The sequence below is a fragment of the Paraburkholderia fynbosensis genome (assembly GCF_902859935.1).
Classification (GTDB): Bacteria; Pseudomonadota; Gammaproteobacteria; order Burkholderiales; family Burkholderiaceae; genus Paraburkholderia; species Paraburkholderia fynbosensis.
This window is the reverse complement of the sequence record NZ_CADIKI010000034.1, coordinates 22673-45466: the sequence shown is the minus strand read 5'-3', so window position 1 is coordinate 45466 and position 22794 is coordinate 22673. Positions and strand designations below refer to the sequence as shown.

At 59.5% G+C, this 22794-nt stretch carries 19 protein-coding genes and 3 pseudogenes; 7 read left to right on the top strand and 15 right to left on the bottom strand.

Annotated elements, in window-relative coordinates; translation table 11 throughout:
* Window positions 1-19 precede the first annotated feature (19 nt).
* The 8 genes from HV770_RS35510 to HV770_RS35475 all read right to left on the bottom strand — a co-directional run bounded on the left by HV770_RS35510 (window position 20) and on the right by HV770_RS35475 (window position 12024).
* On the bottom strand, window positions 20-2170 hold the full coding sequence (locus tag HV770_RS35510) for a glycosyltransferase (RefSeq protein ID WP_175166112.1): 2151 nt from the start codon (window positions 2168-2170) through the stop codon (window positions 20-22).
* Window positions 2167-4431: a polysaccharide biosynthesis tyrosine autokinase gene (locus tag HV770_RS35505; RefSeq protein WP_175166111.1), complete on the bottom strand. Its 2265-nt coding sequence runs from the start codon at window positions 4429-4431 to the stop codon at window positions 2167-2169. Before HV770_RS35505 ends, HV770_RS35510 begins: the two co-directional genes overlap by 4 nt.
* Window positions 4428-5009, bottom strand: coding sequence for an arsenate reductase/protein-tyrosine-phosphatase family protein (locus HV770_RS35500; RefSeq protein ID WP_175166110.1), 582 nt, complete (start codon window positions 5007-5009; stop codon window positions 4428-4430). The genes HV770_RS35505 and HV770_RS35500 overlap by 4 nt, the downstream gene beginning before the upstream one ends.
* A complete protein-coding gene (locus tag HV770_RS35495) occupies window positions 4997-6661 on the bottom strand; it encodes a glycoside hydrolase family protein (protein ID WP_217468690.1) in 1665 nt (554 codons plus the stop codon). The genes HV770_RS35500 and HV770_RS35495 overlap by 13 nt, the downstream gene beginning before the upstream one ends.
* Before the next feature lie 67 nt (window positions 6662-6728).
* Window positions 6729-7844, bottom strand: coding sequence for a polysaccharide biosynthesis/export family protein (locus tag HV770_RS35490; RefSeq protein ID WP_175166108.1), 1116 nt, complete (start codon window positions 7842-7844; stop codon window positions 6729-6731).
* A 120-nt stretch (window positions 7845-7964) separates the two neighbouring features.
* Window positions 7965-9335 (bottom strand): undecaprenyl-phosphate glucose phosphotransferase, encoded by a 1371-nt coding sequence (locus tag HV770_RS35485; protein WP_175166107.1) that lies wholly within the window; start codon window positions 9333-9335, stop codon window positions 7965-7967.
* A 51-nt stretch (window positions 9336-9386) separates the two neighbouring features.
* The gene (locus tag HV770_RS35480; protein ID WP_246291516.1) at window positions 9387-10325 is read right to left on the bottom strand and encodes a helix-turn-helix domain-containing protein; all 939 of its coding nucleotides are present in this window, start codon (window positions 10323-10325) and stop codon (window positions 9387-9389) included.
* A 700-nt stretch (window positions 10326-11025) separates the two neighbouring features.
* A complete protein-coding gene (locus HV770_RS35475) occupies window positions 11026-12024 on the bottom strand; it encodes a GlxA family transcriptional regulator (protein WP_175166105.1) in 999 nt (332 codons plus the stop codon).
* A 336-nt stretch (window positions 12025-12360) separates the two neighbouring features.
* Between HV770_RS35475 and HV770_RS35470 the strand changes: the two are divergent.
* Window positions 12361-13318: pseudogene (locus HV770_RS35470) on the top strand (IS5 family transposase).
* Here HV770_RS35470 and HV770_RS35465 read toward each other — a convergent pair.
* Complete coding sequence (locus tag HV770_RS35465) at window positions 13225-13437, bottom strand: hypothetical protein (RefSeq protein WP_175166079.1); 213 nt, start codon at window positions 13435-13437, stop codon at window positions 13225-13227. The pseudogene HV770_RS35470 and the gene HV770_RS35465 overlap by 94 nt on opposite strands.
* 270 nt (window positions 13438-13707) lie before the next feature.
* On the opposite strand from HV770_RS35465, the gene HV770_RS35460 reads away from it, so the two are divergent.
* Window positions 13708-13893, top strand: coding sequence for a hypothetical protein (locus HV770_RS35460; RefSeq protein WP_175166104.1), 186 nt, complete (start codon window positions 13708-13710; stop codon window positions 13891-13893).
* Between the two features lie 80 nt (window positions 13894-13973).
* On the opposite strand, the gene HV770_RS35455 is transcribed toward HV770_RS35460, so the two are convergent.
* The 5 genes and pseudogenes from HV770_RS35455 to HV770_RS35440 all read right to left on the bottom strand — a co-directional run bounded on the left by HV770_RS35455 (window position 13974) and on the right by HV770_RS35440 (window position 17122).
* Window positions 13974-14171, bottom strand: coding sequence for a hypothetical protein (locus HV770_RS35455; protein WP_175166103.1), 198 nt, complete (start codon window positions 14169-14171; stop codon window positions 13974-13976).
* Between the two features lie 103 nt (window positions 14172-14274).
* Complete coding sequence (locus tag HV770_RS35450) at window positions 14275-14532, bottom strand: hypothetical protein (RefSeq protein WP_175166102.1); 258 nt, start codon at window positions 14530-14532, stop codon at window positions 14275-14277.
* Between the two features lie 128 nt (window positions 14533-14660).
* Window positions 14661-14888: a hypothetical protein gene (locus HV770_RS38320; protein WP_217468689.1), complete on the bottom strand. Its 228-nt coding sequence runs from the start codon at window positions 14886-14888 to the stop codon at window positions 14661-14663.
* A 608-nt stretch (window positions 14889-15496) separates the two neighbouring features.
* Window positions 15497-15682: pseudogene (locus HV770_RS35445) on the bottom strand (hydantoinase B/oxoprolinase family protein); the annotation flags it as partial.
* Between the two features lie 426 nt (window positions 15683-16108).
* Window positions 16109-17122: an IS110 family RNA-guided transposase gene (locus HV770_RS35440; RefSeq protein WP_175166101.1), complete on the bottom strand. Its 1014-nt coding sequence runs from the start codon at window positions 17120-17122 to the stop codon at window positions 16109-16111.
* Between the two features lie 299 nt (window positions 17123-17421).
* Here HV770_RS35440 and HV770_RS35435 point away from each other — a divergent pair, with 299 nt between their 5' ends.
* On the top strand, window positions 17422-18687 hold the full coding sequence (locus tag HV770_RS35435) for an IS110 family RNA-guided transposase (RefSeq protein WP_175166100.1): 1266 nt from the start codon (window positions 17422-17424) through the stop codon (window positions 18685-18687).
* A 545-nt stretch (window positions 18688-19232) separates the two neighbouring features.
* Here the strand turns inward: HV770_RS35435 and HV770_RS35430 are convergent.
* Window positions 19233-19792, bottom strand: a pseudogene (locus HV770_RS35430) (IS6 family transposase); the annotation flags it as partial.
* On the opposite strand from HV770_RS35430, the gene HV770_RS35425 reads away from it, so the two are divergent.
* The 4 genes from HV770_RS35425 to HV770_RS35410 all read left to right on the top strand — a co-directional run bounded on the left by HV770_RS35425 (window position 19760) and on the right by HV770_RS35410 (window position 22348).
* Window positions 19760-20542, top strand: coding sequence for a porin (locus tag HV770_RS35425; protein ID WP_175166099.1), 783 nt, complete (start codon window positions 19760-19762; stop codon window positions 20540-20542). The pseudogene HV770_RS35430 and the gene HV770_RS35425 sit on opposite strands and share 33 nt — an antisense overlap.
* A 194-nt stretch (window positions 20543-20736) precedes the next feature.
* A complete protein-coding gene (locus HV770_RS35420; protein WP_175166098.1) occupies window positions 20737-20922 on the top strand; it encodes a hypothetical protein in 186 nt (61 codons plus the stop codon).
* Between the two features lie 24 nt (window positions 20923-20946).
* A complete protein-coding gene (locus tag HV770_RS35415) occupies window positions 20947-21210 on the top strand; it encodes a hypothetical protein (protein ID WP_175166097.1) in 264 nt (87 codons plus the stop codon).
* A 112-nt stretch (window positions 21211-21322) separates the two neighbouring features.
* Complete coding sequence (locus tag HV770_RS35410; protein WP_175166096.1) at window positions 21323-22348, top strand: IS110 family RNA-guided transposase; 1026 nt, start codon at window positions 21323-21325, stop codon at window positions 22346-22348.
* Window positions 22349-22794 lie beyond the last annotated feature (446 nt).

Sequence of the window (22794 nt, the reverse complement as noted above, 5' to 3'; positions counted from 1 at the left end):
TTAGCGGAGTGCGTCTGATTCACGTGAATCTCCGCGACAGCAGGCAGCGCCGGAAATACTTGGCCGCGCTCAACAGCGAAAAGCACAACCACTCGACAGGACTGATCACGCCACGTTGGCGGAAGCCAAGGTAGTTGTCCTGTTCGCCTTTCTGGATTTTCCAGAGTTGTGCGCTCAGGCCGGTTTCCGCGCCAAACTGGGCCTTGTAGACATACGAGAGCGGAGAAGGAAGCAGATAAGCCTGGCCGCCATCCACCAGCACTACTTCGAGCAACATGAAATAGTCTTCGGCATACCGCTTGGCTTCGTCGAAACGGGCGCCGACATCCGTGCGCATCAGGATGCTGGAGGGCGTGAAGCGGTTGGAGAAAAGGATCCGCCGACGCGACATCGGGCGCGGCGCGCAAACCTCCGGCCACGGCTGGCCGTCGGCCCGTTCGCCGGGGTCGAGTTGCGCGACGGGATGACCGGTGATGGTCGCCTCCGGATGGGCTTGCATCCATCCGTACTGGATCGCCATCTTCGCCGGATGCCAGCTGTCGTCCGAGTCAAGAAACGCGATGTAGGGCATCGTTGCCGCCGCCCACGCCGCATTGCGGGCAGCGCCCGGACCGGCATTGCGAGGCTGCAGAATGACGCGGATCCAGTTGGCGGGATACTGATTTGCCAGTTCGCCGAGAAGCTCACGCGTGCCGTCGGTGCTGCAGTCGTCGACCAGAATCAATTCCTGTGGACGGGTCGTTTGCTGGAAGACGGACTGAACGGCTCGCCCGACCGTGTCGCGACAGTTGAAGCACGGAATGATGACGCTCACCGGAATCGGCCGGCTTCGCAGAAGCGGCGTGTCTTGGGAGAATGGCTGATTGCCGGCGGCCGATTCTGGCTTGCGCCGCGTAGCGGCCAGGAAATGGCGCGCGCACAGCACGGACAGCACTGCCCACACGATCTCGCCCGAGACGGACGCGACCGCGGCGCCCATGATTCCTGCGACCGACACACCAATAACCGTCGCTACCACGCTGAATAGCAGCGCGATCGTCGCGCAGCAGTTACGCACGCGAATCAGATTGCGGGTCGTCATGACGGAGGACGCGCTCACCGTCAGGAACCGGAACGGCGTGCTCAGCGCCATCAGCATGACGACATTCACCGATTGTCCGTATTGCCGGCCGAACACCAGCGGAACCAGCACCGGCGCGAGCAATATGGCCATGCCGGCGAGGACGACACCGGTGCCGAACATCCATTTGTTGCCGCCCCGATACATCCGTTCGAGACGTTCGTCACCCGACGCGGCCCAGCGATGCAGACGCGGCATCAGAAGTTTCTGAAACAGCACGGTGGGCAACAGATATAGAGCGCTTAGAATAGTCACGGCGACGCTATAGATGCCGACATCCGGCGACGTGCCGAGATGAGAGACGATCACCAGTCCACTTTGCGCATACGCGTAGAAGAGCAGGCTGGACACGCCGAAGGGCATGACGTTCCGCCATAGTTCGGCGCTCGACGGTGTCGGTAAATCCACGCCCGATGCCGCCACCGGCTTCGGCCCGTGTCCGACCAGCTCCGCCGCGCCGAGTCGCAGTACGATGACCGAGCGCCACGCGCCGAGCGTCACGATTGCGCCAATGCAGCCAAAGCCGAGCGCTATCGATTCGCTGTTCGACCCGAGCCGCCAGCACAGCAGCACCAACATGAGACGCCCGGCGTGTTGCAGCGCCTGCCACATCGCCACGCGGCCGAATTTCTCTTCCAGCTGGAGCTTCGCCGAGGCCATTTCGATGACGCCTTGCGTGAGCACCACCGGAAGCATCGACAGGAGCAGTTGTCCCGTGTGGGTGTCTGCGGTGCCGAGCCATGCCCAGAGCGCCGCGGCAGCGAGGCAGACGAGCGCGCTGCGGGCGATGAAGCGCACCGACACTTCCATCCAGCGCGTAGCGGCCCAGCCCTCGGTGCCGTAGGCCTTCAACCAGAACGACGGCACGCCGAAGCCGACCGCCGGCGCAATGATCGTCACGACCGCGAGCGCGGCGGCGAATTGCCCGTACGCAGACGAGGAAAGCGATCGCGCGAGCATCGCCTGAACGGCGAACGCCAGTCCGGCCGATCCCAGCGCACTGACCGACAGTAGGGAAGCCGCCCAGGCGTCGCGGCGTCGTTGCGTCATGACACCACCTCATTGATCACCGGACGCGCCTCTTCACCTCGGGAGCGGGCATAGCGGTAGCTGCCATAGCTCGCGCCATAGCGGAAGCGTCCCGCGTGCCGGTCGATCCCGTTGAGCACCACGCCTTTCACCTCGACCCCTACCTGCCGCAAGCGTCGCGCGCATTCCTCCAGTTCCGCCGGCTTCGTGATGGACGCGCGCGCCACCAGGAAGACGTTGCCATTGCAATACGGCGCGAGAATCGCTGCATCGGGCACCGCGAGCAGCGGTGCGGTGTCGACGATCACTACGTCGTAGCGTTCGGAAAGCATCTTGAAGAGTCCGGCGACGCCCGCACCACTCAGATGGTCGGCCGCGTTGGGCGGCATCGAGCCACTCGGAAGAAAGTCGAGGCTGGACCGTTCGATCTTGCGGATCGCCGCTTCGAGCGTGGTCGTCCCGGCAATTACGTCGGACAGCCCGACCGCCGAAAAACAGCCATTCGCGCGACTCAGTCCACTGCGTCTAAGATCGCCGTCGATCAGCAGGATGCGTTTGCCCGCACGCGCCAGGACAGCGGCCAGGTTCGACGCGATGAACGACTTGCCGATGTTGGGCGCCGAGCCGGTGAACATCACCATGTTGTTGCCGGCGTCGGACAGCGAAAACTGCAATGCCGTACGAAGACTGCGTAAGCTTTCGATGGCGGGATCGGCCGGATCGACGAACGCTAGCGGGCGACGCGATTGCGGCTTGCGACGCCAGTATCCGGCCCACGGGAAGCCGCGCCGGCTTGCCATCGGCACGACTGAGAACACGCTGAGATCGGTCTGTTCCTCGATTTCGCGAGGATCGGCGATCCCACGGAACAGCAGGTCGCGAACGAACGCCGCCGCCGCCGCCGCGAACACCGCGAGCACGATCACAACGACGCACAAGATCGGACGCCACAGTCGGATCGGCTGGTCGGGCAACAAGGCGCTATCGAGTACGCGCACATTCCCGATGCGGCCAACTTCTAGGATCTGCAACTGCTCGATATTGTTCAGCAAGCCGACGTAGAGATCGTTGGCGATCTTGACGTCGCGCTGCGCCTTGACCACCTGGCGCTCAGTTTCCGGCAGACGGTCGATACGCTGGTTGTATCCGGCCGATTGCGCCTGAAGCACCTTGATCTGATGATCGAGCGCGACTACTGTCGGGTTCGTCGGCTCGAAGCGGGTCAGCGCGTCTGCGCGCTTTTGCAATAGCGTGCTGATCGCGGTCTCGTTATCGGCGGACTGTTGAAGAACCGCGCGCGCCTCGCCGTCGAGATCCACCGAACCCAGTTTGGCTCGAACCACCGAATACGCGCTTTCCGCCGTATCGAGTTTCTGACGCAAGTCGGGAAGCTGACCGCGCAGGAACGCGAGGGATCGCGCAGCCTGCTCCGACTTGCGGTCCTCGTTCTGAACGACATAGTGATGCGCGATGTCGTTCAGGACCGCCGTGATCAATCCCGGGTCGCTGCCGCGCAGCTTGACCTGCATGACATTGGAGTCCTTGCCCAGCTCGCTGATGGAAAGACTGCGCTGCAGCTGATTGATCGTCTCCAGACGCGATTGCCGGGTGAGCCTGAAGCGCGCGCCCGCCGCCGCATGAATCGCGTCAACCTCCAGTGTGATCGGCCCCTCTTCGCTGACGAAGGTTTCAGTCTTGCCGATGCGCCCGATCACATTTCCGTCCAGCCCCCTTCCCGAAAGCTGATACGTTTTTCCGTTCAGAACGATCAGGCGGTAATGTTCGCCTTCGAGCTCGGTGGGAACGTCGAAGCGCTCGACGGTGGCATGCTCGTCGCCCCACGTATAGCCGCCCATGCCGAGAAATCCAGGGCGGGATAATCCCTTGTTCGAGCGCGCGATAGCGCGGCCGACAAACGGAAAACGCGCGGGTTCAGCTTCGATAAACAGGCGCAGATTGTCCACTGCCGACGAGACGACCAGCCGGGACTGGAGCACCTGCATTTCGGTATCGGCGGACGACTTGACGTCGAGCATCGACGAAAGATCCTGACCGAGCAGTGACGACGCGGTGGTCGCGGCCGAGCCCTCGTCGACCTGCGTGATGATGTTGACCTGATATTGCGGATCCGAAAGCAGTACCGCGACGATACCGAGGACGGACACAGTACCGAAAATCCACAGCATCATGCGCCGGTAGAGCATGAAAGTGTCGAGCATCGCCGCCAGGTTGAATTCCTTTTCGGTGGTGCGGACTTCATGCGGCATGATCGGCTGGTTCACTGTTCACCTCCAGCAATAGAGATCTCGCGAGAGACCGCGCGCTCGTGGGATCGGTCTTGAAGATCATTCAGGTTTCCCAATCGCCTGACCCAGTAGTCGATACCGCGTGTCAGGACGTCGCGGCATTGACGGAATCTGGAGAGTGGCAAGCCGATGGGATCGTCGATATCGACATCGTCGAAACCGCGAATGGAGAAGATGCGGCCGCGCATCGGCGGATAGAGCGATTCGAGGCTGCGCGTTTGGGCCGAGGTCATTGTCAGGATCAGCTCCGCGTCGTCCGCGAGTTGTCGTGTCAGTTGCGTGGCACGATGTGTCCGGATGTCGATGCCGATCTCGGACATCGCCGCGATGGCCTCGGCTTCGGGCGGCTGTCCCACTACGGCGGCGAGACCGGCGGAGCGAACATGTAGACCTTCGGCGCGTTGTCGAAGCATGGCGGCGGCCATCGGGCTGCGGCAAAGGTTTCCGTGGCAAACCGTAATAACGTTGGAAATCATCTGGTTTTGCTTTCGTTGTGTTGAGACGTCGTCGATTCGCCCGGGCGCTTGCGCACCCGGCGTTATCACGATCGCCATACGGCCAGTTCGTTGATCTCTAGCTTCCCCGTCCAACCGGTGAAGGTCGCTTTGAGGATGGCCTGAGCGGCTCCGCTCGGAACGGTTGCCTGGGCGGCTGGGAGTTCGTTCGTCACGCTTTGGGCTTCACTGAGGCTCAGCGGGACTCCTGCTGCGGCGTAGAACTGAAACGAGAAGGTCATGCTGCCGATCGTGCCCGTCGTGACGGCACTACAGGCGGCCATGACGGTTTCGCCCGGGCGCACCGGGAAAGGTGTTCGGGTGCTGAGGGAGAAGGGCACGTCGCTCCGATCCGCCAACATCAACCGCAATGCCTGGGGCGATCTGGCTGCTACGCCGTTCCCCACAACCGCATTCATGGCGACAATCTCGCCGGCAGGTGCGGCAGGTGCGGCAGGTGCGGCAGGTGCGGCAGGTGCGGCGGATGATGCGCTCCAGTGCGTGAGTTTGCCGACAGGTGTGCCCGCGCTGTCGAGCGCGAAAACGCTGTCGGGATTGACCACATGGCCCCGCCACGGCAACGCCCGAACTTTCTGGAAGCTCATGTTGTGCAACGATTCGACGGGCACTTCGTCGCCGATCAACGTTGTCAATGTTCCCCGTTGCGGTGCCTCAAAACGCCATTCGACGCCTGATGCGGAGAACTTCGCCCCACCCGCAATCAGTTGACGCGGTGCATTGACGAGGTCTTTTCGTTTCCAGTGCCTCGGTAAAACGATCGAGTCGCGCAGCACGGTGCGAAGACGGTCACCGCAGGCTGTTGCGTTGACCAGTAGCCCGTCGATTCCTTCGATATGGCAATGGCTCAGGGCCACCGTGCCGTAACGCGCTTCACGGCCGAAATGCACGACGTCGCCGTTGAAATCGAACGAGCACGCGTCGAAGACGAAATCCATGCTGTCGGAGTCGATTTCGAGCGCGCGCTCGGACCCGGCGAACGTGCAATCGACAAAGCTCATCCGCTCGCCGCTGTTCACGCTTCTGCCTGCACCGCCGGGCGCAACGTAAATGCTGTTTTCGCGGTTCTGTTCGAATCGCGACGAAAACCATGCCGTCAGATACGTATTGATCGGATCGATCCTGAGCGCGCCACGCCAGCCCGTCACGACGACATTGTGACCACTGGCATCGCGTACGGCGCCGGAGAATCCGGCTTGGCGGTTGCCCATCACGATTGCCCATCCTTCGGCCTTTTCCCTGCCGGGGCCTAGGATCGAAATCGTGCCGCCGGTCCCGTCGAGGAACGGTGAACGGTCGCCCGGAAACCGCAACGAGGTCGCAGGAAGTGTCGTTTCGTTCCGGCAGGTTAAACCGTTCCAGCCCGCGGGCAATTGCGAAAAGTCGAGCAGCACGCCACCCGCCGAACACAACTTGATCCACGGGGCGGTGTCGATCGTCCTGGTGAGCACATAGCGGCCGGCAGGAATCAGCAAGGACGGTAAGCAGGACGTGTCGCGCGTACGCAGAGCGATATCGCGCACGTAGTCGATCGCTCGCTGGAACGTGCCGGTGTCGTCGCTCGTGCCCGTGCCCTTGGCGGCGAAGTCACTGAGCCACAGAAATCCGTTCTGCGACCGGTCGACGGTGGACTCACCCCATCCCCGCGAAACGGCGGTTGCGCCCAGCATGGCCACGCCGGCGGAGAGACCCATGACCGAACGGCGTTTCATGATGGCCTCGCTGTCATGTGCACGCACGAGGCAGAGCAGTTCTTCGTGATCATTTCGTCACCAACCCGGCGTAAAGACCCGCAGTGATGCCCGGCAGCAGAAGATTCAGCACGCGGCTGAAGCGGACCAGACCGTTTCCATCGACATAGACGATGTCCTTGGGTTGCAGCTCGAACCGGTTGGCGAGGACCATCGATACCGGCGACGCAGCATCGAGGTGGTACACGTGAGCGCCCTTACCGACTCCGCGAATAACGTAGAGTTGGGCGGCATCGGCAGTCGTCGAATTGATGCTGCCGGCCTGCGAGATCGCGTCGCTCAAAGTCAGTTGACCACTGCGCTGCGGCAACGCGGTGAGCGGCTTGCCTACTTCACCGAGGACGAACACGCCGTTTTCTTCCCTGGCGGCGACACGAACCAGGTCGCCGGGACGCAGCATGATCTTCGAAGGATTCAAGCCACGCTGCAGCATCTTCGTGAAGTTGATGTCGTACGATTGACCGTTGCGAGTCAACGTAATACGGCTCTGATCTGCCGCCGAGCTGAACCCGCCAGCGTGACTGATGGCGTCGTACAGGGTAGTCGGAACATCGTTGATAGCTTGCGCACCGGGGGTGCGAACTTCGCCGTCGACGTACACCTGTTTCGCACGGAACGACGCAATGCGTGCCGTCACCTGCGGGTTGTGAAACGACTTACCTAGTTGCTCTGTTAGCCTCTGCTGGACCTCGTCGATCGTCATGCCCTCGACGCGCAAACTCCCAACGTACGGAAATCGCAGATATCCTTTCTCGTCGATGACGAATCCCGGCGGCGGGTCATAGGTACGGGCGTTGGCGGGCGGCTGCGCACCCAGGGCCGCCGCGAGTTCCGGATGGTCCCAGACGGTGATCTGAAGTACGTCGCCCGGGCCGACCGTATAAGCCTGAGCATGCGCGAGCAGGGCACTGATACTGGCGTCGCTGCGGTGTTCGGTCTCGCTACTGATCTGGTCGATCGACGACAACGTGATTTCGGTCGTTGGCACGGGCAGCTTCTCGGTCTGCGCTTGCCCCGCGGCACCGGACACCGGCAACGTGGCGGATTGCTGCATCTTCATGCCGGGCGCAATCGAGCAGGCGGCCAAGGCGAGTTGCAGTGCCGCGACGCCCGCCAGTCGACTCATCGAAAAGACCTTGATACCGCTGCGTGGTAGCACGTAGCACCTGGATTTCAATTGCTTCACTTCAATTCCTTTGTAGGGCGCACAGACCTCCCTCTCGCGGTCCGCTGCTCCACTTAATGATTAGTAAGCCTGATTGCTGATGAATCCACTAATGACGGTACGCAAGACGATCTTGATATCCATCGAGAACGATCGGTGACGCAGGTAGTACAGGTCGTACTCGACGCGTCCCGCCATCTTTTCCAAACCGTCCGTTTCGCCTCGATAGCCGTTGATCTGCGCCCAGCCGGTGATGCCTGGTTTGATTCGATAGCGGTCGAGGTAGCCCCGGATCAGCGGTCCGTAAAGGTCGTCGTGTTCGAGCGCGTGGGGACGAGGACCGACAATCGACATTTCTCCCCGCAGAACATTGATGAACTGCGGAATCTCGTCGAGGCTGGTGCGGCGCAGGAAGCGCCCCACTTTCGTGATTCGACTGTCGTTGCGGGTCGCCTGATGGAGAACACCGCGCTCCTGCGTATGAACCCGCATCGAGCGGAATTTGTAGATTGAGAACGGCAGCCCATTCAGTCCCTTGCGGCGTTGCCTGAAAAACACCGGACCGGGCGACGAGAGCCTGATTGCGATCGCGATCGCGACGAAAAGCGGTGAGAGCGCGATCAGCGCGACCAGCGCGAAAGCCCTATCGAAGATCTCCTTGCCGGTCATTGCCTCGTCGGAAAGGGCCGAGGGAGAGAGACTGATTGACGGGATGTTGAGTGCGTCGATTGATCCAATGCCGGCATACAGTCCCAGCGGCATGACGTCGGGCATCAGCCGTATTTCCACCAGCGTGCTCTTGAGCGTCTCGATGCAATGTGCCGTCGCTGCATGTGCGGACAACGGTAACGCGAGCCATACTTCGCGAATGCCGCCGGATTCCACTAACTGTGCGAGATGAGAAAGCTTTCTCTTGATGTGTTCGCCCGCGACCGCATCGGCGGTGTGCAACTCGACGACATCCGCGACACGGAAATCCCGGTACTGACCGGAGTCGACTTTCGCCACGATCTGCCGCAAATATTCGCCGTTGCCCACCACGACGATATTGCGCGCGCGCAACCCGGCCGGCCGAACCGATGAGCGCGTCGCGTGTGCGGTGAAGCGCCACGCGGCGAGCAGTACGATCCCAATACATGTCCACCATGCAATCCAGGCGAGCAGCGCGGCATCGAGCCGGTGAATGAAAAGCAGAAGCAGGAGTCCTGCGAATTGCACGGCCAGCCATGCCGGCAACACTCGCGTGCAGAAGCGATGGATTGAACGCATCGGCGAGACGGCGTGAACACGAACAGCCGGCATCAATGCGGTTGACGCCATCAGAATCACGATGATGAACAACAACCGAAGAGGGCTGCTTTCTCCGTTGCGGGCGGGCCCAATGTGAGAGGCGATGGCGGCAGCGAACGCAATGCACGCGCAGTCGGCCAGGCGTGAGGCAACTTTTTTCATGAGGATCTCCACGATGCTGGGGGGACGCAAGGTCCAGCTATCTCTCGCCTGTTACGAAGCGGGACGGCGCACGCGTCTGGCGGCGACCGGTTCCGACGAACCGTTCTCGGCCGGACGATTGCGTTCGGCGGTCCGATACTGGGTGGGTGACGTCGACAGACGCTGACGAAACAGCTTGGCGAGCCGGTCGCCGCTACCCAGGCCCGTACGGCGAGCGATCTTGTCGGCAGGCAGGTCGGTATCGACCAGCATGTGGCAGGCTTTTTCGAGGCGGACGCGCAGGACGAATTCGGACGGCGTGACACCGATCTCCTGCTTGAAGCGGCGCAGGAAATTGCGCTCGCTCATCGCTACAGCCTGCGCGGCTTCCGCAATCGATACGCGGTTCTCGCTGTTGACCCGCAACTGATTCGCCGACGTGCGAATCAGGTCGCTGGCACGCGACTCACGGGAATCGAGTACCGCGTGAGTGAATCGTTTTGGTGTGGCGCGCAGCAAGGTGTCGGCCACTTCGCTGGCCGTTTCGTGGCCGCAATCGTGTGTGACGATGGACAATGCGCTGGTTAGTGCGCATGCGGCTTCGGCGTCGATACCGGTCGTGCCGTGCGCATGCAGTTCCCCCAGCGGCAAGGAACTGCCCCCCGTTTTTGGGAACCCGCCATCTTTGGGCTCGAGGCCGGCCATGGCGAGAGCGCTCTGGCCGCCGCCGATTCCATGAACCACCTGCGCGTGAGGATAGGTGTGGCGCAACCACGAGAGTAGCCGCTCTTCTCTTTCGATGGACGGGGCCGTCCCGGCGAGCGCGAACAGCGCGTCGACATCTTTCGCGTAATGCACGTCGACCGCGTCGGTCCAGATCAGCACGCCGGACGAAGAACGAATGGCGCCGCCTCTGGCGGACACGAGTCGTAGCTCGTAGTAGTGGTGCAGCGCATTGTTCGAATGGCGAATACGACTCGCGAGACTGAATGTCTCTGCGAGGCGTCCCATATGAATCAACGAAAATCCCTCGGAAAGAAGGAGGACGATCTGTCTACGGCAGTGAACCACTTCAAGGTTGCGACCCGTCATAACATAAATCTTCTTTTCGGATCTATCCGTCCCACATTCCATACCGCTGGCCCCCGGCACTATTAGCGAAATCAGGTTTTCCGCGGTGCATCATATTCGCGACGGGGCATGCGTCAGGCGAAGTCGTCCGATTCGACCACTCTGTTGGCGGAATTGCTCAAGACCATCGGGTAATAGGAAAAGAGCCAATATGCCGATTGGTGGTTAAACGTTTGCGACCTTCTATAAATATTACTTGATCATTACGAAAGCATTTTCTGTTCATGCCATTATGAATAGAATGCTATTTCGCACTCTTTGTTTTCCTGTTGTTTAAAATGCGATGACCCTTACTTCTTCTATATTGGTAAGGTTTATGGGGCAATGCGAGTAGTTGCTCGGTCGACCGAGCGCGGGCGCATTGCTCGTCCGTGCCGCTGGTAGCCGCGATGCCGACGAGTGAGGGCGTTAGCCGCCCGTTACGCTGCGCTGCGCACCCCGTGGTGCTGCCGGCAGTCGGCAAAAGCGAAAGCCTTCGCGGTTGCTATGGGTGATGGTGGGGAGTGGGGCGGGTCCGCTGTTGCTGAACCGGGACTACGCCGAGTTGGACTTGCCGTGTGGGTCGAGCCGATGTGCGCGCTCAGGCAGTGATGTTCGACGACTCAGCGTTGCTCCGTCGATACTCGGTGGGAGTTGTCGCAAGATACTTTCTGAAAAGCTTCGACAACTGCCCACCGTTGCCGATTCCGCAGCGCCGCGCGATCTTGTCGATGGGCAAACTCGACTCCGCGAGCATTCGGCAGCTCAGATTCAGCCGCGAGCGGAGCAGATAGTCGGAGGGCGTCATGCCAATTTCGTTTTTGAAGCGACGTAAGAAGTTGCGTTCGCTCATGGCGGCGAGGCGTGCCGCTTCGTCGATCGAAATGGAACGATCGAGATTTGCCTCCATCCAGCGCGCCGATACCATGATCATTTCGCTGACCTGTGGCGCTGTGCCCCGTGCGATAGAAGAACTGAAGGGGGTTTGGGGCCGTGGCACGATGGACTCGGCAACCCGGCTCCCCAGTTCGGGACCGAGGTCGTGTTCAACGATATGCAATGCCGTACGTATCGCGGCCGGCGGCTTGCTTGGCGATTGCGCGGGCAGCCGATCGGGAAGAGCGTTGTCGCTCTGGGGAAACTGCCAGTAGCGCGTTGAGAGCCCAGCGGCTTCCAGAAGCAGGTGACCCTCTGCGACCGGGTGAACAAGTTTGCAGAATTGATGCCGATGGCGGAGCCAGTTGCGCAGGCGCTCGTCGTGGCATGTCTGCTGCACGCCGGGTCCGCCTGCGATGAACATCAGGTGCGTGTCGTTCGTGCCCTGGTGTGAGTCGACGCTGTCGGTCCAAACGAATACCGAGGACGAACTCGCGATGCGCCCGCCCTCAGACGAAAGCAGCGATATGTCATAGCGTGTGCGGCCCGATCCCTGCGACGCGACGAGCGCATTCGCTTTGGAAAATATCTCGATCAGGGCCGCCACTTTAGGCAAAGCAAATCCATTGAACAGCGCTATGTCGACGCGAGTCATTGCGTTTGCCTGCATCGGAACGACGGCGTTGAACCGCGAACCCAGCGGCGGAGTGTGTGTCAGGTCCATTGCCTTTTTCCCCGAAAATCTTTTTTGCCTGTAAAGCCTCTTTCAAGGCTTGTCATTTCTCTTATTGTCGCATTTTAGGCAAACGATGATCGGGCCAATATTACTTGGCGGAATAGACCAAGGAATTGACACCTCTGGACAAAAGGAGGGTGCGGAAGCGCACTGACGAGATTAGCGTAAAAGGATGAAATCTAATCGGTGGAATGAAATTTCATAGAAATTGAGACGGAGGGTATAGGGTAGTCGTTTAAATGAGTTAGAAAGGTCTGCATAAAGCCCAGGCGTTGACAAGTAGGTGAACTATCCTGGGTAGCATGGATGTTCTGGAGAGAGTCGATGACGCAACTCGGTCTTGGTCTGGATCTGACGACAAAACGGACGCGCAAGCGGGAGTTTCTGGATGAGATGGGCCGTGTCGTGCCGTGGTCAAGGCAGATTGCGCTGATTGAGCCGCACTATCCCAAGGGTAAAACGGGCCGACCGCCGTTCCCGATCGCGACGATGCTGCAGATTCATTTTATGCAGCAGTGGTTTGGTCTGTCCGACCCTGCAATGGAAGAAGCGCTCTACGACGTGCCGCTGTATCGCGAGTTCGCAGGTCTTGACGGCGGCATGGCGCGTTTGCCGGATGAAAGCACGATTCTCCGGTTCCGCCATCTGCTCGAAACGCACGGTCTGGCGGCGCAAATGCTCGCACTGGTCAATGAGATCCTGACGGAGAAAGGCTTGATGCTAAAGGCCGGATCCGCAGTCGACGCCGCCCTGATTGCCGCACCCAGTTCCACAAAGAACGGTTCCGGCACCCGGGATCCAGAAACGCACTCGACACAGAAGGCGGCAACTGGTACTTCGGAATGAAATCGCATATCGGCGTGGATGCAGACTCCGGACCGGTTCACACAGTGATTGGAACGGCGGCCAAGGTGCACGACATCACCGTTGTCCCGGCGTTGCTGCATGGCGAAGAGACGCATGTCTACGCCGATGTCAGGTATTAGAGGATCGCAAAGCATTGTGAGGCTCAGGCTCACGCAGCGCGTTGGCATGTGCGATGAGACCGGGCAAGCGCAGAACGCTGGATCCGAGTGATCCTCTGGACGCGATATACGATGAGATCGAACGGCTGTAGGCTGGAATTCGAGCCAAGGTCGAGCACCCGTTTCGCGTCATCAAGCGGCAGTTCGGTTATGCGAAAACCCGTTATCCTGGTTTGATGAAGAACACCGCCCAGATCACCACATTGTTTGCTTTGAGCAACTTGTGGATGGCACGCAGAGCCTTGCGAAAATCTTGAAATCGGTTCGGTGCGGCCACACGTTTCGCCGAAATTGCCTTGGACAGGCGGTAATGCAAAGTGATCTTCACCCCCAAAATGTTATCAACGGTCAGGCTGCGATGGATGCGAAAGATCATCGCGTCAAAAACGACTTCTGCAGGCCTTCCTTAAGACAAAGCTTTGCATTCTGGCCTTCTTGCAAATTCAGTGGCCTCGAACCAGGTTTTTCCGGTCCTATCCTTAGGAGGCGGCGGTCGTATTATGTGATCCTCCACGCACCTCGCTAACTGCACCGATGGCAGTTGGAACAACGGGATTCCGCGAGAATGCGCCGAAGTGAAGAGTTCCCTCAGCGAGCGATTGCGTGCGAGCCTAAATAATCCGGGTGCGCCGCCGATAACCTCCTCATGCACAGACAAGATATCAAGACAATTGTTGATGCCGCTAGGGAAACCGCCGATACCATCGTCAGCGCGCTACAGTGGAGGACGGCCGAAGATGCATGCGCACTGCGTGAAACAATTTTCTGGGACATGATAGCCAAGAAATTACCTGACATTAGTATTGACGATCTGCTGTCGAACTCAGATTAGATCGATCGCGATGGATCGAGGGGATTCGCTTCTAGTGTGACGCACGGTAGCCTGTCACCTCGTCCGATGTAGGTGCATGACTACTGGTCGTTGAGTCCGATGACAGAGAAAATTTTTACAACCGCGCCCTGCCGCGGTTGATTCATGCCCTGTTGCTGCATGAAGACTTGCACAGCGCGCATCCTTTCTTCCCAGGAGAGTGTGCGATAAGCACAAACGTTGTAGGTGATGCCGCGCTGTAGATCTTTGACAAGGTTATCGACACTAGGTAACTGCATGACTTCCTCAAATATGGCAATTGATATTCCAGCCTGAACTATTCTTTTTCAGCCACGGCTCGGGGAGGTAGCGTCCGCGTAAGGCGCCGCCCGAATACCTCTATCATGAAGCGGGAAGCGTTGATTCGCGAGGATGCTGGATAAGCAGTGAGGCAGTCAGAAATACGTCTTCCAGTGCGGCTGCGTACTCGCTTGAGGCGTCGCGGTTCTGTTCATCCATTGGGTGAAATGCGGCACTGTGTCGGATAGCCCGTCGCACGTGCTCCAATTCGCGGACGGTGGGCGATGTCTTCGCGAGCAGCACTGCAATCAGAGTCTGATACGCGAGAAGTTGCATTCGCACTTGTTGAATATCATCCATGAGATCGTATTCCTTAAAGATGAAGCGCATTTGCCTCAATTTGTCGCCGTGCGGCTTCTGCAACTATCCACTTCAGATCTGCTCACCTCAACGGAAGGGGCGTTCCATGTCGACTATGCGCAGGGTTCCTAATAGACAGTATGGGATAGGCGAAGCGTGACAGTCAGCGAGCCTGTTACATCGTATTCGAATAGTCGCGATTTCACTTTCAGAACATTATCAAATCCCATTTCCTCGACCTTCATCGCTACGTTGTCACCAACGAGAGGGAGTTGATGTACTGGCCGGGTGCCAGTAGTGCGATAGGTACCGAAACCACCCTCATATTCGTACGTGTAATTTACCTTCTCTTCCATGAGTCCCTCATGCATAGGCATGGAGTATTCCTCTGACACAAGTTTCGCATAATTCAGGAAGGTGTCGACTGTCCCTGTCGAATTGCCGCGGCGGGGGATCGAACCGCTTCGTTGGAACTTGTGGAGAGAGGCTAAACGAGTGAGACGCCTGTCATGTAAGGCGTTGCCATCATTAAGCGGTCTGTGGGGCGTGGCTAATTCGCTCGCTTTCCCGCCCGGCGAAGTACTCGAGCCCACTTGGTGTGGCGGATTCGATCATGCTTTTGGCGGCTTTGCCCAAGACATACAGGCATGAACAGCCGATGGAAGTGGGGAGGCGCATAGACATAAAAAATGCCTGCCGCCCGGGGGAGCGGCAGGCTGAAAGTTCGAGGGGGCGGGTTTGCCTGAGAGAAGCGCCCCTCGACAGGCCGAAGCGAAGTGTAGTCACTCGGAGCGAGCTGCAATCGCAAGCGGCGGATTAGAGCATGTTATTGACTGATCAGGACATGAAAGGGTCCACGTGGTTTGCCGAAAAAAAGATTGGCCGAATAACGTCATATAAAAAGCACTGCTTATGTCGAAAAGCGCTGGCATTGCCGGGGCACAGGCGAGTTTCGTGCGCATTCCACGGTAATGTCCGGCAGATGCGTGCCGCCGTTGTACGGCACGTTCAGCATGTAGACGTCGCCGCGCTGCATGGTCGCGCTGTGCTTGTGGATCACGCTCGCCACGCTGTCGCTCATCGAGCCGAGATGCACCGGAATGTGCGGCGCATTCGCGATCAGGCCGCCGGCGCGGTCGAAGACCGCGCACGGGCTTTGTCACCCATTGAAAGGCCGTTGGAAAGCGGTACAGCACTACCCACAAGGCGCGGCCTTGCGTTGTTGCAAAGCGGTCGCTGGCCCCGTGCGAAGCGAAACGTCGCGGCGCACCCGGTATTTCGTTCATCTGGTTGCGGAACTGATCCGCACCAGTCACCCATCGGGTTCAAGGCGAGTGCCGGTGTTCTGGCCTTCGCCCCTGGCTCACGTGGAGCCTCAGAAAACCGTCGGTACCAGGCCAATGTCCAGGGGGTGAGACAACAATGTGGTTACCCGTGTGGGTACCAGGCTTGCTCGGGCTCATGGTCTGGGCGTCTCAGCCGTTACGCTGCATCGGGAATGGCCGGGAGGTGTGTCCCAATCAACTTGCTGGTTTGATGCCAACAATGCCGCCGGGCTCGTCACCCCCCGCCAAGGTCAGCCGAAACATCGGTTGAGGTCAAAGGGTTTGCCCTCCCTCATCATGTAATAAGCGGCACGCGCGAGCTTGTGTGCGAGTGCCTTCATGGCCACGACGCGCAGGCGCTTTGACTTTTTGCGGTCATAGAAACGCCTGGCCTGTGGACAGCAGCGCAACGCTCCAGCGGCGGCCTCGACGAATGCCCAGGCAAGGTAACGGTTGCCATTGCTTGCATTGCCTTCGCCCTTTTTCTTGCCGTTGGAGATGCGCTTGCTGTCCACGCAGCGGCAATAGGAGCTGAAATGGCCAACGCTGGCGAAGCGTGCGATGGTGCCGGTTTCGAGCATGATGGTGGCCGCAAGGATGTTGCCGATTCCGGGCGCACTCTTGAGGATGTCGAACTGTGGGCGCAGCTTGACTTCCTTGTGGAGAGTGGCCTCAAGCGCCTGAATCTCTGTGCACAGCGTATGGAGCACGGCAAGGTTAGCCATCAGCGCGCGCTCGACGTGCGGCGGCAACACGAGTGCTCGCACCGCTGCGTCGTCGAGACGTTGCACGTGTTCTCCATTGATGCGTAGATTGAGCTGCCTGGCGAGCAGGCTTTCGATACTCAGGATGTTCAGGGTACGTTGCTGGACAAGCTGCATGCGCTTGCGCGCCAGGTCGCGTAACGCGCGTTCGTGAGACGGATAAATGTAGCCTTCGGGCAGCAATCCAAGCCGAAAAATGTGGGCAAGGAATACGGCGTCGTGTTCGTCACCGGAGTACTTCAGGCCCTCGTACTGCTTGATCGCTGCAGTATTGGCCAGATGTACGGCAAAACCGTCGGCCATCAGTCCGTCGACAAGCCAGTACCAGTTGAACGTTGATTCCACGACCACTTCCTGCAGTTCATCCCGATAGGGCTCCAGCGCGGCCACTATGAGTTGTAGATCATTGGCAAGCCGCTTGCAGTACAGCACCCGGTCCCGGTCGTCAATCACGGCGACTACGGCGTTGTTCGAGTGCAGATCGATGCCGCTATACTTCATTTCAGCCTCCTGAAAGGGTCGGTTGAGGGCTGCATCTCAATATAGATAGTCCGTCCCGCTTTCGGTGATACTGGTCACAGCTGGCAGGTAGCTGTCGGCGAAGGCGGGACATGCACCCATGGACTACGAATAGCATCTCGCAACGTTTCGGACGTTTCTAGAGTCAGTTTCGGGTCCCCGGGTGCGCCTGCGTTCAAACGAATACTCAGGGTTTGCCGTCCGACTGGCTTCCTATATCGCCTTCGGTGGACGCAGGCATGCATGTCCCTTCGCGTAATCTAGCACTTGCAGAGGTCCACATGTCACCGCTACCCGAGCAGCCATTCACGGCCTACGTCGGTATCGACTGGGCGGACACGAAACATGATATCTGCCTGCAGGCAGCCGGGGATACCCGGCGCGAGTCCTGCTGCATCCCACATCAAGTCGCGGCCATCGACGGATGGGCAAACACGTTATACCGCCGCTTCGGCAGTCCGGTTGCGGTAGCCCTTGAACTGGCGAAGGGACCGATCGTCGCCGCGCTGCAGAAGTACGACTTCCTCATGCTGTTTCCCATCAACCCCGCCACCCTGGCGAAATATCGCGAAGCGTTCCAGCCCAGTGGCGCCAAGGATGATCCGGCCGATGCGGAACTGGCGCTCGACCTGCTGGTGCGCCATCCGGAGCGTTTCCGTCCTCTCAGGCCGCAGAGTGCCGCCATGCGCTCGCTGGTGAGCCCGGTTGAGCGGCGGCGGCAGCTCGTTGGCGACCAGAACCGGCTGACCAACCGGCTGTGCGACACGCTCAAGCAGTACTACCCGCAGGCGCTGGAATGGTTCGATGACCGGGGCACAGTGCTGTTCTGCGACTTTCTCGACCGCTGGCCGACGCTGCGCTCAGTCCGGCAGGCCCGCACGGCGACCCTGGAGACGTTCTTCCATGCACACCACTGCCGAAGCGCCAGCCGGATCAGCGCGCGCATCGAATCCATCCGGGGCGCGGCGGCGCTGACTGACGATCCTGCGATTATCGGTCCGTGCCGTCTGCACGTGCTGGCACTGGTGGCACAGCTGCGCGCCGTGCTGGCTGCGATCGCGCAGTTCGACCGGGAGATCGCGGCGGTAGTGCACACGCTGCCTGACTATACGTTGTTCGAGGACCTGGCCGGTGCCGGCGCCCAGCTGGCCCCGCGCCTGCTGGCCGCCTTCGGTGAGCAGCGCGAGCGGTTTAGGAGTGCAGATGAACTGCAGAAGTACAGCGGCATTGCCCCGGTGACCGAGCGCAGCGGGAAGAAGAGCTGGGTCCACTGGCGCCGGCAGTGCCCGAAATTCCTGCGCCAGACCTTCGTTGAATGGGCGGCCCAGACTATCAACCGGTCATTCTGGGCGGGCGCTTACTACCGGCAGCAGCGCGCGAAGGGCGACTCCCACCACGTGGCACTCCGAGCCCTGGCGTTCAAGTGGATCCGCATCCTGTATCGCTGCTGGCAGACGCGGACAACGTACAACGAGATTGTCTACCTGAACGCGCTGAGAAAGCGCGGCTCGCCACTTCTCGTCAACTTCAGCCAGTTGCCCGGATAAGCGTCTGGGTTGGGACAGGTCTGCTGCTTTGTCTCATTGGGGCAAGCCGCGTAGCGGCGCGTCAGGCCGAAGGTGAAGCTCGCGGGGAGCCGGTGGGCAACGACGGAACCGCCTTCAGGCGGCTGTCCACCGCCTCGTGCTGTGGGCAGCGTCGCTGTCCACGGGCGGACGCGGGATGATCAGGTACTTGTAACGCCCGGAGATCGAGAGATGCCATGAGCCTGTATGTCGGGAAACAAAAAACTTGACGGACCACCTCAGGGCATGACTCTAGACCCTGGCCGCCCCCTTTTCTTGGGCGGCCAGGAGGCCTTTCAATGATTATCAACTTGCCGGTAGCGAGACGAAATGGTGGCAGAGGTCACCATTGCTCAGGAAGCATTCGACGGATTCTGGGTGAGGTCGGTGAATTCGTGCCACGCAGCGAATCGGGCCGCGAGGTGTTTGCGATAGAGCGAAGCACGCAGCAGATGCCGCTTGAGCGCGAAATGCTGCCGTATCGGACCGAAACACGAGAGGAATGCCTGCGTGCGGTTGCAGTCGCGAAATCCGCGCATGCGACGCTCGCGTTCGCGGGTAGGTTGGTGGCTGTTCTCCGCTCGATTGTTCACGCGCGCCGCGGCTTTAACGAACACGTGTCTGACGTTCGCCAATTCGGGAATATCGGCCTTTGCGGCCGGGTAGCTGCGCAACTGGTCGGTCACGATCTTGCGCGGCACAGGGCATGAGCGAGTACGCGGTTGAAGAAACGTTTGGCTGCAGCCTTGTCACGCCGCTTCTGCAACAGGATCTCGAGTTCGGCACCATGCTCATCGACGGCCCGCCACAGCAGGTATGGCTCACCGCGCAGCGTCACGAACATCTGATCGAGATGCCAGGTGCTGCCCGGTTTGCGGCGCGCAACCTTGACGCGATGCGCGAAGCCCACGCCGAACTTGTCGCACCATCGGCGGATCGTCTCGTAGCTCACCACCACGCCGCGTTTGAACAGCAATTCCTCGATATCGCGCAGGCTCAGTTGGAAGCGGAAATACCAACGCACCGCGCAGCTGATGACTGCGGCGGGAAAGCGGTGACCGTGATAGAGCGAGTTCGTCTTTTTCATCGCGACATCTTAAGCGACCGCCACGGTAACGTGACAACGCCCTTCGTGGGCCTGGACAGTGTGAACTACGGCAAGCTCACTTTGGGCGATCAGTATGACTTCATGGTTGACTCGCTCTTTTTCGGTGGCGTCGATGCAGCCATGTATGGTGGTGGACTTTGCAACTTCCGTGCGGGCCCGTTCAGCAAACTTGCGATTCCCTACGCACCGGCTTACGCCGGCAGCTTCGACTGGGACCGTATGTCGGGAGAAACGGTCACGAACTCGCTGAAATACCAGTCGCCGTCGTTCGGTGGTTTCCGTTTCGGTCCGATGTACGGGTTCGGCAACGTTCCAGGACACATGGGCTCCGGCAACGCGGTGAGCGCGGACCTGAACTACGATCAAGGTCCGCTGTCGCTGGCCGCCGCCTATACTGAAGTGAAGTACCTACAGGAAGCTGCTCCCCAGGTCGGCATTCGCAACTGGAGTGTGGGTGCTCGCTACAACTTCGGCAAGGTGATCGCCACGGCGATGGTCACTAATGCACGTAACGCGGCAAACGGTGCCGCCGTTGCAGAAGGCGAAATCGGTGCCTCGTACCGGGTTGATCCAGCGCTGAGCCTGAGTGCCAACTACATGTACATGAAGGGCAACGGGATTGTTGACAACAACCACGCTCATCAGGTGACAGCGGTAGCCGGTCTATGCCGAAGCGGTCTATCAGCGTACCAACTCGGGCGCGCAGGCGTTGATCAGCGGGGTGCTTGACCCGAATGGCACGTCGAGTGGGCCTAGCCAGTTTCTCGCTCGTATTGGCATCGAAAATCGCTTCTAACCGGGGAACAGGGCGCAGAAGCACTTAAACGGTGCTGCATCTGACGCTAACACAGGCGGGTCACGACCTCAGGGTACGGACTCGCCTTTTTTCGTCTGTGTCCGACCATAAGAACAGGAAATTCTGCATGTTCAATAATCTGCGCATCTCAGCACGGCTTCGATTGGCCTTCGGGATTCTGTTGCTGATGCTTGTCGTCGAAGCTGGGTTCGCTTTGCGGCAATTGCGGACCCTCAATGAGCGCATTGAGTCCATTGTTGACAGTGGCAGCGTGATGGTCAATACGGCTCAGGACATGTCGCGTGAGGTCTAACTGGGTGTTGTGGCGGTGCAGACCATGATGATCAACAATGATCCACAGGTACTCGCCGCGCAGGTTCAGATAGGGGCCAAGGGAAAGGATATGTTCCTCAAGCACTTGCAGATGCTTCAGGAGGCGACACGCAATGACCCCAGTATGGTTCGTGCCATCATCGACGCCCAGAACCAGAAGGTAGGTCCCGACTTCGGTCACTTCGTTGAATTGGTGCAGCAAGGTCCTGCGAGCAGGGAGACCGCAAGCGCCCTGCCAGTTCAGGCGTCGTACTTCAACAATGTGTGAGACAAAAGGCGTTAGAAACAAACCCCTTAAACCCGGACATAATGAAATGGCCAGCCCGATCCCAGCGACTGCTCTACCATAGGAAGTGCGGTCGAACATGGAGGAGGGCATCATGAACGAGGTCACGCTGATCGGCATTGATCTGGGCAAGCATGTTTTTCATCTGCATGCGCAGGATATGAAGGGTCGCGAGGTTTTCCGCAAAAAGCTCTCGCGCATGCAACTGATTCCGTTCTTCAGCAACCTGAAGGCGGTTACCGTGGTCATGGAGGCATGTGCCGGAGCCCACTGGCTCGCACGCAAGCTCGATACGGTGGGTCATCAGGCAAGGTTGATTTCACCCCAGTACGTGCGGCGTTTCGTGAAGAGCAACAAGAACGACTACATCGACGCCGAAGCGATCTGCGAAGCTGCATCCCGGCCCGCCATGCGTTTCGTCGAGCCTCGAACGGAGGCGCAGCAGCTACTTGCAGCATTGCATCGGGTGCGTGAGGGTCTGGTGACCGAGCGTACTGCCACCATCAACCGGATTCACGCTGTACTGCTCGAATTCGGCATCGTCGTTCCGTTAGCGAGAGCCACGCTACGCCGCTTACCTGATGTACTTGCAGTCCAGGACTCGCCGCCGCGACTGATCCAGCTTATCCACCGGCTCCATGCTCATTATCGTTACCTGGACCAGCAGATTGCCGATGTCGAGCGGGATCTGACCTCGCAGTTGCACGAAGACGAGAACGCGGCCCGGTTACTGTCGATTCCCGGTATAGGGACCATCACGGCAAGCCTTCTCGCGTCGGAAGTGGGTAACGTCACACAGTTTGCCGGTGGCCGGAATTTTGCGGCCTCGATCGGGCTCGTGCCACGGCAGCACAGCACCGGCGGGCGAAGCGTCCTGTGTGGAATCAGCAAGCGTGGCGACAAGCACCTGCGCCATCTGCTCGTGCAAGGTGCGCGAGCCGTTATCCAGCGCGTAGAGAAGCGTACTGACCGGCTCGGGGAATGGATCCGCTCAATGTTGACACGACGGCACTCAAACGTGGTCGCCTGTGCCGTTGCCAACAAACTCGCTCGCATCGCCTGGCGGGTGCTCACCAGACACACCACGTACGATGCCGCGCGCCTGAAGCTCGCGGACTGATTTGTCGTTTCACCCAACAAGGTTTTGCGACCGCTGGCAATTTGATGATCCAACGGCACAGCGACCGGACGAAGAACCTGACAAGTTGTACAGCTCACAGCAGCTGCCGACATTATGAGGATCGACCGGTGCGATTTTCATCGCGGAACATTGATTCCGGATAGATTTGCGCAAGCCACAAAGACGTCAGAACCAGAGGTTGCAAAATTCGGGCTGGCCATAGATTCAACTTAGCCAGAAAGCGGACATTTCAGAATGGCCTCGACATGACATGATTGATGTCAGAGCTTCATTCCATATCCTATTGTCGTGTTCTGCGTAGGCTCAGTGTTGGGCATCCAGTTCAGTGCGTCGGCGACGAATACGACGCGTACGACCACGCATGACGATGCGGAGGCAGCGCGGACGACCCTCTGGAATTCAAGCGTTGGCCCCCTGGGCGCCCA

What these genes read in the sequence shown, in the direction of transcription:
- HV770_RS35510 (WP_175166112.1), bottom strand. Translation starts at nt 2,170, where the DNA reads ATGACGCAACGACGCCGCGACGCCTGGGCGGCTTCCCTACTGTCGGTC.
- HV770_RS35500 (WP_175166110.1), bottom strand. Translation starts at nt 5,009, where the DNA reads ATGGCGATCGTGATAACGCCGGGTGCGCAAGCGCCCGGGCGAATCGAC.
- HV770_RS35495 (WP_217468690.1), bottom strand. Translation starts at nt 6,661, where the DNA reads ATGGGTCTCTCCGCCGGCGTGGCCATGCTGGGCGCAACCGCCGTTTCG.
- HV770_RS35490 (WP_175166108.1), bottom strand. Translation starts at nt 7,844, where the DNA reads ATGAGTCGACTGGCGGGCGTCGCGGCACTGCAACTCGCCTTGGCCGCC.
- HV770_RS35485 (WP_175166107.1), bottom strand. Translation starts at nt 9,335, where the DNA reads ATGAAAAAAGTTGCCTCACGCCTGGCCGACTGCGCGTGCATTGCGTTC.
- HV770_RS35480 (WP_246291516.1), bottom strand. Translation starts at nt 10,325, where the DNA reads ATGGGACGCCTCGCAGAGACATTCAGTCTCGCGAGTCGTATTCGCCAT.
- HV770_RS35475 (WP_175166105.1), bottom strand. Translation starts at nt 12,024, where the DNA reads ATGGACCTGACACACACTCCGCCGCTGGGTTCGCGGTTCAACGCCGTC.
- HV770_RS35465 (WP_175166079.1), bottom strand. Translation starts at nt 13,437, where the DNA reads ATGATCTTTCGCATCCATCGCAGCCTGACCGTTGATAACATTTTGGGG.
- HV770_RS35460 (WP_175166104.1), top strand. Translation starts at nt 13,708, where the DNA reads ATGCACAGACAAGATATCAAGACAATTGTTGATGCCGCTAGGGAAACC.
- HV770_RS35455 (WP_175166103.1), bottom strand. Translation starts at nt 14,171, where the DNA reads ATGCAGTTACCTAGTGTCGATAACCTTGTCAAAGATCTACAGCGCGGC.
- HV770_RS35450 (WP_175166102.1), bottom strand. Translation starts at nt 14,532, where the DNA reads ATGGATGATATTCAACAAGTGCGAATGCAACTTCTCGCGTATCAGACT.
- HV770_RS38320 (WP_217468689.1), bottom strand. Translation starts at nt 14,888, where the DNA reads ATGGAAGAGAAGGTAAATTACACGTACGAATATGAGGGTGGTTTCGGT.
- HV770_RS35440 (WP_175166101.1), bottom strand. Translation starts at nt 17,122, where the DNA reads ATGAAGTATAGCGGCATCGATCTGCACTCGAACAACGCCGTAGTCGCC.
- HV770_RS35435 (WP_175166100.1), top strand. Translation starts at nt 17,422, where the DNA reads ATGTCACCGCTACCCGAGCAGCCATTCACGGCCTACGTCGGTATCGAC.
- HV770_RS35420 (WP_175166098.1), top strand. Translation starts at nt 20,737, where the DNA reads ATGTTCAATAATCTGCGCATCTCAGCACGGCTTCGATTGGCCTTCGGG.
- HV770_RS35415 (WP_175166097.1), top strand. Translation starts at nt 20,947, where the DNA reads ATGATGATCAACAATGATCCACAGGTACTCGCCGCGCAGGTTCAGATA.
- HV770_RS35410 (WP_175166096.1), top strand. Translation starts at nt 21,323, where the DNA reads ATGAACGAGGTCACGCTGATCGGCATTGATCTGGGCAAGCATGTTTTT.